Here is a 13,203-nt window from a genome sequence, read left to right as displayed (position 1 = left end):
AACCATCTGCTGACGGAGACATTGCCATGCCTGAGTACAAAGCTCCCCTTCGCGACATGCGCTTTCTGATCGACAACGTGTTTGATTTCCACGGCCACTACGCCGCATTGGGCGCCACCGATGCCAGCCCGGACATGGTCGCTGCGATCCTCGAAGAAGGCGCAAAATTCTGCGAGAACGTGCTCGCGCCGCTCAACCGCAGTGGCGACGAAGAAGGCTGCCATTTCGACAATGGCGTGGTCACCACGCCCAAGGGCTTCAAGGAAGCCTTCGCCCAGTACGTTGAGGGCGGCTGGCACGGCGTGGCAGCGGACCCGGCCTACGGTGGCCAGGGCTTGCCGCAGTCGCTCGGCCTGGTGCTGAGCGAGATGATCGGCTCCAGCAACACCTCCTGGGGCATGTACCCGGGGCTGACCCACGGCGCGATGTCGGCGATCCACGCCCACGGCACCGCCGAGCAGAAAGACACGTTCCTGACCAAACTCACTGCGGGCGAATGGACTGGCACCATGTGCCTCACCGAAGCCCACTGCGGCACCGACCTGGGCCTGATCAAGACCCGTGCCGTGCCCCAGGCGGACGGCAGCTATGCGGTCACCGGCAGCAAGATCTTCATCTCGGCCGGCGAGCACGACATGAGCGCCAATATCATTCACCTGGTGCTGGCCAAGCTGCCGGATGCGCCGGCGGGCACCAAGGGCATCTCGCTGTTCATCGTGCCCAAGTTCCATGCCGACACAGGCGAGCGCAATGCGGTGCACTGCGGTTCCATCGAACACAAGATGGGCATCAAGGCGTCCGCTACCTGTGTGTTGAACTTCGATGGCGCCAAGGGTTTCCTGATCGGTGAGCCGAACAAGGGCCTCAACTGTATGTTCACCATGATGAACCATGCGCGCCTGGGCACCGGCATGCAGGGCCTGTGCAATGGCGAGGCGAGCTTCCAGGGCGCGATCACCTACGCCAACGACCGTCTGCAAATGCGCTCGCTGACTGGCGCCAAGGCCCCGGACAAAGCCGCCGACCCGATCATCGTGCACCCTGATGTGCGCCGCATGCTGCTGACCATGAAGGCCTTCAACGAAGGCAACCGTGCGCTGACCTACTTCACCGCACAATTGCTCGACACCGCGCACCTGAGCAAGGACGCGGCGCAGCGTCAGGAGGCCGAAGACCTGCTGGCGTTCCTCACGCCCATCTGCAAAGCCTTTATGACCGACACTGGCCTTGAGGTGACCAACCACGGCATGCAGATCTTCGGTGGCCACGGTTACATCCGCGAATGGGGCATGGAGCAACTGGCCCGCGATGCGCGGATTGCGCCGATCTATGAAGGCACCAACGGCATCCAGGCCCTCGACCTGCTGGGGCGCAAGGTGCTGGGCAGCCAGGGCAAGTTGCTGCGTGGGTTTACCAAAATCGTGCATAAGTTCTGTACCGCGAATGCCGAGCATCCGCAGCTCAAGGGCTATGTGGCGCAACTCAATCAGTTGAACGGGGAATGGGGTGAGCTGACCACGAAGGTCGGCATGGCCGCGATGAAGAACCCCGATGAAGTGGGCGCGGCGGCGGTGGATTACTTGATGTACAGCGGTTACGTGGTGCTCGCGTACCTGTGGCTGCGCATGGCGATCGCTGCCCTTGAACAGCCAGATGGCGATTTTGCCAAGGCCAAGTTGGCCACGTGCGAGTTCTACTTCAAGCGTCTACTGCCGCGTACGGCTACCCATCGCGCGGCCGTGGAAGCGGGCAGCGAATGCCTGATGAGTCTGCCTGCGGAGGCGTTTGCGTGGTGATGACTTAAAAATACCAATCAGTCACAAGTGGACCCTATGTGTCTGAAAAGTTGTTCGGGTACACTCTGAGCCTGTAAAACCGACTCTTACCGAATTACTTTTCACGTTCTCACGAGGTTTGCCATGGCTGATTACAAAGCGCCGCTGCGTGATATGCGCTTCGTCCTCAACGAAGTCTTTGAGGTCGCCACCACTTGGGCCCAGTTGCCGGCATTGGCAGACACCGTTGACGCCGAAACCGTAGAGGCCATCCTCGAAGAAGCCGGCAAGGTCACCGCCAAATCCATCGCCCCGCTCAGCCGTGGTGGCGATGAACAAGGTTGCCGTTGGGATAACACAGCGGTATTTACGCCGGACGGTTTCCCGCAAGCCTACAAAACCTACGCTGAAGGCGGTTGGGTGGGTGTAGGCGGCGACCCTGCGTTCGGCGGCATGGGCATGCCCAAGGCCGTGTCGGCCCAGGTCGAAGAGATGATCAACTCGTCGAGCCTGGCGTTCGGCCTGTACCCGATGCTGACCTCCGGCGCCTGCGTGTCGATCAACACCCACGCCAGCGAATCGCTCAAGGCCGCTTACCTGCCGAAGATGTATTCCGGTGAGTGGGCTGGTTCCATGTGCCTGACCGAGGCCCACGCCGGGACCGACCTGGGGATGATCCGCACCAAAGCTGAGCCGCAGGCGGACGGCTCCTACACAGTCAGCGGCACCAAGATCTTCATCACCGGCGGTGAACACGACCTCACCGATAACATCATCCACCTGGTACTGGCCAAGCTGCCGGACGCGCCGGCGGGGCCCAAGGGGATTTCGCTGTTCCTGGTGCCGAAGTTCATGGTGAACACCGACGGCAGCCTGGGCGCACGCAATGCCGTGAGCTGTGGTTCCATCGAGCACAAGATGGGGATCCAGGCGTCGGCGACCTGCGTGATGAACTTCGACGAGGCCGTGGGTTACCTGGTCGGCGAGCCGAACCGTGGTCTGGCGGCGATGTTCACCATGATGAACTACGAGCGCCTGGGTGTCGGTATCCAGGGCCTGGCGTCCGGCGAGCGTTCCTACCAGAACGCTATCGAGTACGCCCGCGACCGCCTGCAAAGCCGTGCACCGACCGGCGCCCAGGCCAAAGACAAAATGGCCGACCCGATCATCGTGCACCCGGACGTAAGGCGCATGCTGCTCACCATGAAGGCCGCCAACGAAGGTGGCCGTGCGTTCTCCACCTACGTGGCGACGCAACTGGACATCGCCAAGTTCAGCGACGACGCCGCTGCCCGCGAGCGTGCGGATAACCTGGTGGCACTGCTGACGCCGGTGGCCAAGGCGTTCCTGAGCGACCTGGGCCTGGAAACCACTGTGCTGGGCCAACAGGTATTTGGCGGCCACGGTTACATTCGTGAGTGGGGCCAGGAGCAACTGGTGCGCGATGTGCGCATCACCCAGATCTACGAAGGCACCAACGGCATCCAGGCCCTGGACCTGATGGGGCGCAAGATCGTCGGCAGTGGCGGGGCGTTCTACACCCTGTTTGCCGATGAGATCCGCGCGTTCATTGCCTCGGCGGGTGCCGAGCTGGCCGAATTCACCAAGCCGTTGGGCGCGGCGGTGGACAACCTGGATGAGCTGACCGCCTGGGTGCTGGACCGCGCCAAGGCCAACCCCAATGAAATCGGCGCGGCGTCGGTGGAGTACCTGCATGCCTTTGGCTACATGGCGTATGCCTATATGTGGGCTCGCATGGCCAAGGCCGCGTTGGGCAAGGAGTCGCAAGAAGACTTCTACGCCAGCAAACTGGGGACTGCGCGTTTCTACTTTGCGCGCCTGTTGCCACGCATCCACTCGCTGAGTGCGTCGGTAAAGGCCGGTAGCGAATCACTGTTTTTGCTGGATGAAGCCTTGTTCTAAGGGCTTGAAGGGCGTGTAAGCATTCTCTTACATGACGTGCTGCTATTCGTCCTCTATCGCCATATTGGATCCACGGATAATCTACTTCACATGGACGTCGCGCAGGAAGCGCAAAGCAACAACACGGACACGTAGGATTCTGCCAGGACGGCGGAGTGAAATGGATGTCAGGGAAACAGTCTGCAAAGCCCCGCTTCGGCGGGGTTTTCTTTTGCCCGCGAAAAAGTCAGGCAGGCGCCTGCGGGGCATTCATCACGTCTTCCAGCAAGGTGCGCAGCAACGCCACCGTCGCCTGCTGGCGCTGCACATCGCGGCACACCAGACCGACTTTCAGCGGCACCCTGGGTTCACTCAAGGGCTTCCAAAGCAGCGCCTGGCTGTTGTGTTCATCCTGGGAGCGCCCCGGCAGCACCGTCGCCAGTTTTGTGTGAGGCAGGCTGTCGAGGATCCCCACCATGGTGTTGAGTTCCGCCTGGACTTGCGGGCGTCGCCCGAGGTTGGACAGCTGGCCCTGCCAGATCTGCCGCACCTGAAACTCTTCCCCCAACAGCAACATCGGCAACTCCGCCGCCTGCTTCAGTGAGACTTTCTTGAATTCCCGCAAGGGATGGTCTTCGGGGATGACCACCTTCAACTCGTCTTCGTACAGCAACACGCCGTGCAACCCCGGCTGGCGTGGCGGCAGGTAACTGATGCCGATATCCAGCGAGCCGTTGAGTAGCCGCCGCTCAATTTCGAGCCCGGTCAATTCGTAGATCTGCACCACCAAATGCGGCTGGGCCTTGCGCACGCGCTCGAGCATCTGCGGGACCAGGCTGGTGTGCACGGTTTGCAGCACGCCGATGGCCAGCGTGCGCATCGCCTGGCCCTTGAAGTTGCGCAGGGCCTCAACTGCCTGTTGCATGCCATCAATCAGCGGCAAGGCGTGGTTGTACAGCGTATGCGCCGCCAGTGTCGGTAGCAGGCGCTTGCTGCTGCGTTCGAACAGGCTCACATCCAGGTTCTGCTCCAACTGGCGAATCTGCTGGGACAGCGCCGGCTGGGAGATCGACAGACGCTCCGCAGCACGGCCTACATGGCCCTCCTCATACACCGCGACGAAATAACGCAGTTGCTTGAAATCCATAAGGCTTACTTATCGAAAAAGCTGGAAAATCGAAATGGCCGCTGGCCCCCGAGATGCCTAGTCTAGCGCCTATTCGCAGGGCTTACAGGGCCGGATCGGGCAATGAACAGCGTTTATATTGATGGCGTTTACATAGGCAAGACAAAAAACCTCAAGGCAATGTTGGCACCTCGCACCGACCAAGGCCCAGTTGCTATTGGGGGCGAGCCATGAATCTATTCCGTCGCCCCGCGCCGAGCCTGGACGATTTAGTTCTGGAGACACCCAGCGATAATCCTCCCAACGAATCCCTGATGCCCTCCGTCGCACGGCCGCCGCAAGTATTCGTGCGCGGCCAGGGTTCCTGGCTCTGGGACAGTGACGACCGGGCCTACCTGGATTTCAGCCAGGGCAACGCAGCCAACAGCCTCGGCCACAGCCCACAGGTGTTGATCAAGGCGCTGGCCGACCAGACTCAGGCGCTGATCAACCCAGGCAACGGCTTGCATAACCGCGCTCAACTCAACCTTGCCGAGCGCCTGTGCCATCGCACCGGCAGTGACCAGGCCTACCTGCTCAACAGCGGCGCGGAAGCCGTTGAAGCCGCGATCAAGTTGGCGCGCAAATGGGGTCAACTGCATCGTGGTGGCGCTTACCGCATCATCAGCGCGAGCGGTGGTTGCCATGGTCGCAGTTTTGCGGCGATGTCGGCGTCGGCGGGCGAGAGTACCAATCGCTTCGAGCCGCAACTGCCGGGCTTCAGCCATGTGCCCTTCAACGACCTGCCGGCCCTGCATGCCGCGGTCGACGCGCAAACCGTCGCCATCCTGCTGGAGCCGATCCAGGGCGAGGCCGGAGTGATCCCCGCGACGGAGCACTATCTCAAAGGGGTCGAGCGGCTGTGCCGTGAACTGGGGATCCTGCTGATACTCGACGAGGTGCAAACCGGCATAGGCCGCTGCGGCACCTTGCTCGCCGAACAGCAATACGGCGTACGTGCGGACATCATCACCCTGGGCAAAGGCCTGGGCGGCGGTGTGCCCCTTGCGGCGCTGCTGGCGCGTGGTAAAGCCTGCTGTTTTGAAGTGGGCGAGCTGGAAGGCACCCATCACGGCAATGCGCTGATGGCATCGGCCGGGCGGGCGGTATTCGATACGGTGCTGGAGCACGGCTTTCTGGAACAGGTGCGTGAGTCCGGCCTTTACCTCGGCGAAGGCCTTGCCCGCCTGGCCTATCGCTACGACCACGGCCCGCTGCGCGGCCACGGCCTGATGTGGGGCCTGGCGCTGTCGGATGATTCTGCGGATGCGGTGGTAAAAGCGGCCCTGCACGAAGGCCTGATCCTCAACGCCCCACAGCCCGGCTGCCTGCGCTTCACCCCGGCACTCACGGTGAGCAAAAGCAACATCGACGAAATGCTCCTGCGCCTGGCCCGTGCCTTCTCCCGCGTGCGCACCGCACAACTGCAATGCCGCAAGGGCATTGCTGTTTAACCCCTATTCCTGAACCGTCTCGCGGTCTACGCGACGCCTCCGGCCTGATTCTTTTGGCTGGGGGCGTTTTTTTTGCCCGGATGGCCCAACGCCAGATCCCACTGAACCCTCACGAACGCCCAAGGTCGATTAGCTACACGGCTCACACGAGCCGATTTTCTGGAGCTGATCCCATGGATTTCATTCGTATCATCATCGCCATTCTGTTGCCGCCACTGGGTGTGTTCCTGCAAGTGGGTTTCGGCGGCGCGTTCTGGCTGAATATCCTGCTGACCCTGTGCGGCTACATCCCGGGCATCGTCCACGCGGTGTACATCATCGCCAAGCGCTGAGGCCGTCAGCCTTTTGCGATAAGCCGTGAGTTGCGCTCATTGCGAAAGGCCAACTGCTCGATGGTCTGGGTGGCGTGTTCGGCTTCTTCCCGCGCTTGCAGAATGATGCCGTGCTGCTCGGACTTGCTGCACACCGGGTCGGCATTGCTCGCGTCCCCGGTGAGCATGAAGGCCTGGCAACGGCAGCCGCCGAAGTCCTTTTCTTTTTCATCGCACGAACGGCACGGCTCGGGCATCCAGTCGTAGCCACGAAAGCGGTTGAAGCCGAACGAGTCGTACCAGATGTGCTGCATGCTGTGGTCGCGCACATTGGGAAATTGCACCGGCATTTGTCGGGCGCCGTGACACGGCAGGGCGGTGCCGTCTGGCGTCACAGTCAGAAAGATACTGCCCCAGCCGTTCATGCAGGCCTTCGGGCGTTCTTCGTAGTAGTCCGGTGTGACGAAGATCAGCTTGCACGGGTGACCTTCCGCTTCCAGCCGGGCGCGATATTCGTTGGTGACGCGTTCGGCGCGCACCAGCTGCTGCCGGGTCGGCAACAACCCCACCCGATTGAGCTGTGCCCAGCCGTAGAACTGGCAGGTGGCGAGCTCCACGAAGTCGGCCTCCAGCGCAATGCACAGTTCGATGATGCGGTCGATCTTGTCGATATTGTGCCGATGGGTCACGAAGTTCAGCACCATCGGGTAGCCGTGGGCCTTCACGGCCCTGGCCATTTCCAGTTTCTGTGCGAAGGCTTTTTTCGAGCCGGCCAGCAGGTTGTTCACCTGTTCGTCGCTGGCCTGGAAGCTGATCTGGATATGGTCCAGGCCGGCTTTCTTGAAGTCGCTGATCTTCTGCTCGGTAAGGCCGATGCCCGAGGTGATCAGGTTGGTGTAGAACCCCAGTTTGCGCGCTTCAGCGATCAGCTCGGCCAGGTCCTGGCGCACCAGCGGTTCACCGCCGGAAAACCCCAGCTGCGCGGCCCCCATCTCGCGGGCTTCGCGGAACACCTTGAACCACTGCTCGGTCGTCAGCTCCTTGCCCTGCTCGGCAAAGTCCAACGGGTTGGAGCAGTACGGGCACTGCAACGGGCAGCGGTAGGTCAGCTCGGCCAGCAACCACAGCGGCAGGCCGATGGCCGGCTTTTCAGGCAAGGGTGATCCAGTGCTCAGCACGGGCGACCTCCATGAACTGCTCGATGTCTTCACCGAGCTCAGGCACACCAGGAAATTGTTTCTCCAGCTCGGCGATGATGGCCGCCACGTTGCGCTCGCCGTCGATCAAGCCACCAATCAATGCGGCGCTGTCGTTGAGCTTGATCATGCCTTCGGGGTAGAGCAACACGTGGCCTTTTTGCGCCGGCTCGTACTGGTAACGGTAGCCTGGGCGCCAGGTCGGTTTCTTGCTGCGGTCAAAGCTCATAGGGTAACCCCTTTATGCCACACCCGCTGCTCGGTCACGCTGTGATATGGCGGGCGCTTGAGTTCATAGGCCATGCTCATGGCATCGAGCATGCTCCACAGGATGTCGAGTTTGAACTGGAGAATCTCCAGCATGCGCTCCTGGCCTTCACGAGTGGTGTAGTGCTGCAGGGTAATTGCCAACCCGTGTTCCACATCGCGGCGGGCCTGGCCCAGGCGGGTGCGGAAATATTCATAGCCGGCCGGGTCGATCCAGGGGTAATGCTGCGGCCAGCTATCGAGGCGCGACTGGTGGATCTGCGGCGCGAACAGCTCGGTCAGCGAGCTGCTCGCGGCTTCCTGCCAACTGGCGCGACGGGCGAAGTTGACGTAGGCGTCTACCGCGAATCGTACGCCAGGCAGTACCAACTCCTGCGAGCGTAGTTGGTCGGGGTCGAGGCCCACCGCCTGGCCCAGGCGCAGCCAGGCTTCGATGCCGCCGTCCTCACCGGGGGCGCCATCGTGGTCGAGCAGGCGCTGGATCCACTCGCGACGGATCTCACGGTCCGGGCAGTTGGCCAGGATCGCGGCGTCTTTGAGCGGGATATTCACCTGATAATAGAAACGGTTGGCGACCCAGCCCTGGATCTGCTCGCGGGTGGCGCGGCCTTCGTACATCGCCACGTGATACGGGTGATGGATATGGTAGAAGGCGCCCTTGGCCCGCAGGGCGGCTTCGAATTCGGCGGTGGTCAATGGCGTGTCAGTCATCTCGTCAGCTCCTACAATTCAATGCTCATGCCGTCGTAAGCCACTTCGACATTGCGCCGCACCAGCTCCGCTCGCTCGGGGGAGTCTTCATCGAGGATCGGGTTGGTGTTGTTGATGTGGATAAGCACCTTGCGCTGCTCGGGCAACTGTTCCAGCACTTCAAGCATGCCGCCGGGGCCGTTTTGCGCCAGGTGGCCCATCTCGCGGCCGGTGCGGGTGCCAACGCCACGGCGCTGCATTTCATCGTCATCCCACATGGTGCCGTCCACCAGAAGACAGTCGCTGCCGGCCATGATCTCCAGCAATGGCGCGTCGACCTTGCCCAGGCCCGGGGCGTAGAACAGCTTGCCGCCGGTGCGCAGGTCTTCGACGATCAGGCCGATGTTGTCGCCGGGGTGCGGGTCGAAGCGGTGTGGCGAGTAGGGTGGGGCTGCGCTGCGCAGGGGCAGCGGGGTGAAGCGCAGATTGGGGCAGGCCGGGATGGTGAAGCTGGCGTCCAGCTCGATGCGGTTCCAGGCCAGGCCGCCGTTCCAGTGGGTGAGCATGCTGAACAGCGGGAAACCGGTGCTGAGGTCTTCATGGACCATGTCGGTGCACCACACCTGGTGCGGGCAGCCTTCGCGCAGGCTCAGCAGGCCGGTGGTGTGGTCGATCTGGCTGTCCATCAGGATGATCGCGCTGATGCCGGTATCGCGCAGGGCGCGGCCGGGTTGCATCGGTGCAAAGCCCTGGAGTTGCGCGCGGATATCCGGCGAGGCATTGCACAGCACCCAATTCACGCCATCGTCGGAGATCGCGATGGACGACTGGGTACGCGCCTGGGCCCGCAGGCTGCCATCACGAAAACCCGCGCAGTTCACGCAGTTGCAGTTCCACTGCGGGAAACCACCGCCGGCGGCGGAACCTAGAATCTGGACAAACATGGTCGCTCCATCAAGCTCAAAACAAAAACGCCCCGGGCGAACCGAGGCGTTGTAGTACCCAGCGGATTAACGGCTGGCGAAGTACATGGTGACTTCGAAACCGATGCGCAGATCAGTGTAAGCAGGTTTGGACCAGGTCATATTCTTACTCCTACGAAGGGATGGGACGTTTACTACCAAGTAATACATATAGTCCACCTCCAGTCGGAGATGTTCAGATGTGTGCGTGGGAATATTACTCAATTCTTTTCAAGTTAGCGCTGTCTTGAGGGAGAAAGCCTTTTGCAGGGGCGGCAATGATCACCCTGCCGCTTGCCACGCAGTCGAGATGCGCGGGCCGTTGGCGATGCAGCGCCAGCCGCCTGCGGCGTCGTTTAATTGTTGCGCGGCATGCTGCAATGTTTCGCGGGTACAGGTTTGGATCCGGGCTTGAAGTTGAACCAGGTAGTCCGACGGATGGCCCGCCAGATGGGCATGCCACAGCAGTTCGGCGGCTTGGTCGTTGGGCAGCGTCCGTGCGCAGAACTGCTCGGCCAACGCCAGGTTGCCCAGGTCGTCGCTGCGGTCGATCAGCGCCGGCAGTTGCTTGAGGAAGGTGTTCAGGTGATCGGCGATGCCCGACAGGGACAGGCCAGGGGATTGCACACCGAACAGCAGGCCGGTCTGGCCGTTTATCTGTCGGATGCTGCTGAACACGGCGTAGCCGATTTGCAGCTCTACCCGCAGGCGTTGGTAGAACGGCGCCTGGAGCAGATGGCCGAGTAGTCGCCATGCGGCTTCGTCCGCCAAGGATTGGCTTGGCGTTGGACAAAACAGCAGCAACGCGGCTTCGTTTGAGTCGGTTTGCACCTCATGCCAGATACGTTGGCCGCTCAGGGATGGCGCGACGTGATTGAGGCTCGCGGGTTGCCCCGGCAGGCGGGCCGCAGCAGTTTTGATCAAGGCTTCATGGGAGGTAGAGAAACCCAGCCCCAGGCCGTGCCAACGTGCGGAGTCCCACGAGGCTGGTTCGGACGTGGTCGAGGTGCAGCAAGCGGGCAGCGTCTTGAGCAATTCGCGGATGGCGATCATGGGCGGCGCGGCGGCTTGTGCCTCTTGCGGATCGCCCAGGCGTTGCGCCAGCACTTCCAGAACTGCTGGGATCGGCTCCTGTAGCCCGACCATTTTCACCCGCCAGTGACTGCCCAGGTTTTCGAACGACACTTCGACACCCGCCTGGCGGGCATTGTCGCGCAACGACTGCAACGCGTTTTCCGGGTGTGGCGGAGCTGATTGCCATTGCAGATACAATGCTCCTTCGTTGCTGTCGTCCGCCAATGCCTGGCTGAAGGTCAACGCCGATGCATCACGACGCCCTCTGGAGCGATCCTGGGCAAACGTGCGCAAGCCTCGGTGGGCGCTGGTCTGGCCGCGGATCAGGCCGGCGCGTTCTTCCTTGACCGGCGGACGCAGGAAGGGGTTGTTCGGCGGCAACTGCCAAGTGAGTGTAGAGGGCGGCAGGTGCAGCGAATCCAGCATGGCCTTGAGGGCGGCGACATCCAGTTCCGACAGGCCTTGGTTGTCGTTTCGGGCCAAGGCCAGAGCGCCTTGGGTCTGTTGTTGGCGAACGGCCAGCAGTGCGAATTCTTCGCGCAACGCCGTCCAGTCGCTATGTGCGAAAAAGGCCAGCCAGTCGTACAGCAACGCCTCGACGTGTGTCGCCGATTCAGCGGGACCACTGAGTGTAAAGTCGATAGCCAGCACCGCTTGCCCAGCGAAGTGATACAGCACCGACGCCTGCAGTGCGCTCGCCAGTTGCTGCGCTTTCAGCTCCGCCAGCAAGCCACCGGGTGCCGAAGCGTTAAGCCAGGTGCAGAGGAATGCCAGTGCTTCCCGGGGTGCATTGCACGTGATGACCTGATGCAGGTGATCATTGGCGATGTGCCGATAGCGCTGGGCTTGCCCCTGCATCAAGGCCGGTGGCGCGGATTGCACACGCGGAAGTCCTGAGATCAGGTGCTCACTGAACCGCTGTGCCAAGCCTTCCAGTGCCTCCAGCGATTGTGGGCCGGCCAGGCTCAAGGTCATCTGCCCACTCTGATAGAACTGCGTATGAAATTCCCGCAGGGCTTGCTGAAATGTCTCACGCTCTACTGGCAGGCTGTCGCGGTTGCCCGCATGGAAACCCCGCAGCGGATGATCCGACGCCAGACCTTCCAGTAGTGCCACTTGCTCTTGTGCCGTTGCATCCTGGGACCAGGCGATAAACTCCGCGTGCAGCACCTCGCGCTCGCGCAGTTGGTCCTCCAGCGCCAGGCGCGGATGGGTCAGCATGTCGGCCAAGCGCTCCAGGCCCCCGGCAAACGTGGCAGCCGGCAGTTCAAAGAAAAAGTCCGTAGTGCGCTCACGGGTGCTGGCATTGACCTGGCCTCCATGGCGTTGCACGTAGGCCATCAACCCTTCGCTTGTGGGAAAACGCTCGGTCCCGAGGAACAGCAAATGCTCCAGGAAATGCGCCAGTCCCGGCCATGCCAGTGGCACGTCGTGGCTGCCGGCCGCCACCCTCAGCACGGCGGCGCAACGCTTTAACCGTGGGGCGTGACGCAAGGAAACCCGCAAGCCGTTGGCCAGGGTCAGGTGAAGGTAATGAGGGTGGGCCGGCGCAGGCATGGGCACTTCCGAAACAGAGAATGCGCCTATGCTAGCAAACCGGCTGGATCAGGGCTTGTGCAGCGCGCCGTACAACTCGGGGCGGCGATCTTGCAGGTAGTGATTGGCACTGCGGGCGTCGAGGAGCGATTGGCGCTCCAACTTCCCGACGATCAGCGCTTCGTCCAGGCCGGCCTGGGCAATACGCTGGCCATTCGGTGCAGCAATGCTGCTCTGCCCGCAGTACTGGATCTCGCCTTCATGCCCGCAGTAATTGGCGTAGGCCACATAACACTGGTTTTCAAAGGCCCGCGCCCGCACGGTGACATCGGCGACAAAATCGAACGGCACCATGTTGGCAGTGGGCACCAGGATCAGCTCAGCGCCAGCCAGGGCCAGGCGCCGGGTGTTTTCCGGGAACTCCAGGTCATAGCAGATCAGGAAACCGAGCTTCCAGCCGTTGAGTTCTACCAGTGGGAAATCATCCTCACCGGCGCTGAACATCGAATGGTCCAGATCACCAAACAGATGGGTCTTGCGGTAGTTGCACAGGCGCTGGCCGTGGGCGTCGATCAACTGCACGGCGTTGTAGATCTGGCCATCTGCGGCCCGCTCAGGGTAGCCGTACAAAATCGCCAGCCCGGCGCTTTTGGCCAGTTCGGCAATGGCCTGCGCCGACGGCCCGTCCTGCGTCTCGGCCAAGGCGCCAACGGCCTCGGCACCGATGTTGTAGCCGCTCAGGAACATCTCCGGCAGCACCAGTACATCGGCATCGGATGCCTCGTGCGCCAGTTGGTGCAGGCGCTTGAGGTTGCCGGCCACATCCAGCGGCAGCGGCGGGCATTGGTACAGGGCGACGCGCATGTTCAAC

General features: G+C 62.0%; 12 protein-coding genes. 4 read left to right on the top strand and 8 right to left on the bottom strand.

The annotated features are described in order from the left end of the window. Positions 1-26 precede the first annotated feature (26 nt). Together BFN10_RS14515 and BFN10_RS14510 are read left to right on the top strand one after the other, a co-directional pair. Positions 27-1,796: an acyl-CoA dehydrogenase C-terminal domain-containing protein gene (locus tag BFN10_RS14515; protein WP_071490259.1), complete on the top strand. Its 1,770-nt coding sequence runs from the start codon at positions 27-29 to the stop codon at positions 1,794-1,796. A 123-nt stretch (positions 1,797-1,919) separates the two neighbouring features. Continuing rightward, complete coding sequence (locus BFN10_RS14510) at positions 1,920-3,698, top strand: acyl-CoA dehydrogenase C-terminal domain-containing protein (RefSeq protein ID WP_071490258.1); 1,779 nt, start codon at positions 1,920-1,922, stop codon at positions 3,696-3,698. A gap of 226 nt (positions 3,699-3,924) precedes the next feature. On the opposite strand, the gene BFN10_RS14505 is transcribed toward BFN10_RS14510, so the two are convergent. Continuing rightward, complete coding sequence (locus tag BFN10_RS14505; RefSeq protein WP_071490257.1) at positions 3,925-4,824, bottom strand: LysR family transcriptional regulator; 900 nt, start codon at positions 4,822-4,824, stop codon at positions 3,925-3,927. A gap of 209 nt (positions 4,825-5,033) precedes the next feature. Here BFN10_RS14505 and BFN10_RS14500 point away from each other — a divergent pair, with 209 nt between their 5' ends. Further along, positions 5,034-6,296, top strand: a complete 1,263-nt coding sequence (locus BFN10_RS14500) for an aspartate aminotransferase family protein (protein ID WP_071490256.1) — start codon at positions 5,034-5,036, stop codon at positions 6,294-6,296. Between the two features lie 173 nt (positions 6,297-6,469). After that, positions 6,470-6,628 carry a YqaE/Pmp3 family membrane protein gene (locus BFN10_RS14495; protein WP_003228885.1) on the top strand — a complete coding sequence of 53 codons (159 nt, stop codon included), beginning with the start codon at positions 6,470-6,472 and terminating at the stop codon, positions 6,626-6,628. Positions 6,629-6,633: 5 nt separating this feature from the next. On the opposite strand, the gene pqqE is transcribed toward BFN10_RS14495, so the two are convergent. The 7 genes from pqqE to BFN10_RS14465 form a co-directional block, all read right to left on the bottom strand. Beyond that, entirely contained in the window at positions 6,634-7,764 is a 1,131-nt protein-coding gene (gene pqqE, locus BFN10_RS14490) for a pyrroloquinoline quinone biosynthesis protein PqqE (protein ID WP_071490255.1), read from the bottom strand. Next, complete coding sequence (gene pqqD / locus BFN10_RS14485; protein WP_071490254.1) at positions 7,757-8,032, bottom strand: pyrroloquinoline quinone biosynthesis peptide chaperone PqqD; 276 nt, start codon at positions 8,030-8,032, stop codon at positions 7,757-7,759. Before pqqD ends, pqqE begins: the two co-directional genes overlap by 8 nt. Next, positions 8,029-8,781 (bottom strand): pyrroloquinoline-quinone synthase PqqC, encoded by a 753-nt coding sequence (pqqC, locus tag BFN10_RS14480; protein WP_071490253.1) that lies wholly within the window; start codon positions 8,779-8,781, stop codon positions 8,029-8,031. Before pqqC ends, pqqD begins: the two co-directional genes overlap by 4 nt. Positions 8,782-8,792: 11 nt before the next feature. After that, a complete protein-coding gene (gene pqqB, locus BFN10_RS14475) occupies positions 8,793-9,704 on the bottom strand; it encodes a pyrroloquinoline quinone biosynthesis protein PqqB (protein ID WP_058424746.1) in 912 nt (303 codons plus the stop codon). Positions 9,705-9,770: 66 nt separating this feature from the next. Further along, positions 9,771-9,845, bottom strand: a complete 75-nt coding sequence (gene pqqA, locus BFN10_RS28830; protein WP_003194766.1) for a pyrroloquinoline quinone precursor peptide PqqA — start codon at positions 9,843-9,845, stop codon at positions 9,771-9,773. 159 nt (positions 9,846-10,004) lie between these two features. Then, positions 10,005-12,353 (bottom strand): pyrroloquinoline quinone biosynthesis protein PqqF, encoded by a 2,349-nt coding sequence (gene pqqF, locus BFN10_RS14470; RefSeq protein WP_071490252.1) that lies wholly within the window; start codon positions 12,351-12,353, stop codon positions 10,005-10,007. Positions 12,354-12,401: 48 nt separating this feature from the next. Beyond that, positions 12,402-13,196, bottom strand: coding sequence for a carbon-nitrogen hydrolase family protein (locus tag BFN10_RS14465; RefSeq protein WP_071490251.1), 795 nt, complete (start codon positions 13,194-13,196; stop codon positions 12,402-12,404). Positions 13,197-13,203: the final 7 nt, after the last annotated feature.

The organism is Pseudomonas extremorientalis (assembly GCF_001870465.1).
Classification (GTDB): domain Bacteria; phylum Pseudomonadota; class Gammaproteobacteria; order Pseudomonadales; family Pseudomonadaceae; genus Aquipseudomonas; species Aquipseudomonas extremorientalis.
This window is presented reverse-complemented; position numbering and strand designations above follow the sequence as displayed.

Coding starts and splice junctions, on each gene's coding strand:
- BFN10_RS14515 (WP_071490259.1), top strand. CDS start 27: ATGCCTGAGTACAAAGCTCCCCTTCGCGACATGCGCTTTCTGATCGAC.
- BFN10_RS14510 (WP_071490258.1), top strand. CDS start 1,920: ATGGCTGATTACAAAGCGCCGCTGCGTGATATGCGCTTCGTCCTCAAC.
- BFN10_RS14505 (WP_071490257.1), bottom strand. CDS start 4,824: ATGGATTTCAAGCAACTGCGTTATTTCGTCGCGGTGTATGAGGAGGGC.
- BFN10_RS14500 (WP_071490256.1), top strand. CDS start 5,034: ATGAATCTATTCCGTCGCCCCGCGCCGAGCCTGGACGATTTAGTTCTG.
- BFN10_RS14495 (WP_003228885.1), top strand. CDS start 6,470: ATGGATTTCATTCGTATCATCATCGCCATTCTGTTGCCGCCACTGGGT.
- pqqD (WP_071490254.1), bottom strand. CDS start 8,032: ATGAGCTTTGACCGCAGCAAGAAACCGACCTGGCGCCCAGGCTACCGT.
- pqqC (WP_071490253.1), bottom strand. CDS start 8,781: ATGACTGACACGCCATTGACCACCGCCGAATTCGAAGCCGCCCTGCGG.
- pqqB (WP_058424746.1), bottom strand. CDS start 9,704: ATGTTTGTCCAGATTCTAGGTTCCGCCGCCGGCGGTGGTTTCCCGCAG.
- pqqF (WP_071490252.1), bottom strand. CDS start 12,353: ATGCCTGCGCCGGCCCACCCTCATTACCTTCACCTGACCCTGGCCAAC.
- BFN10_RS14465 (WP_071490251.1), bottom strand. CDS start 13,196: ATGCGCGTCGCCCTGTACCAATGCCCGCCGCTGCCGCTGGATGTGGCC.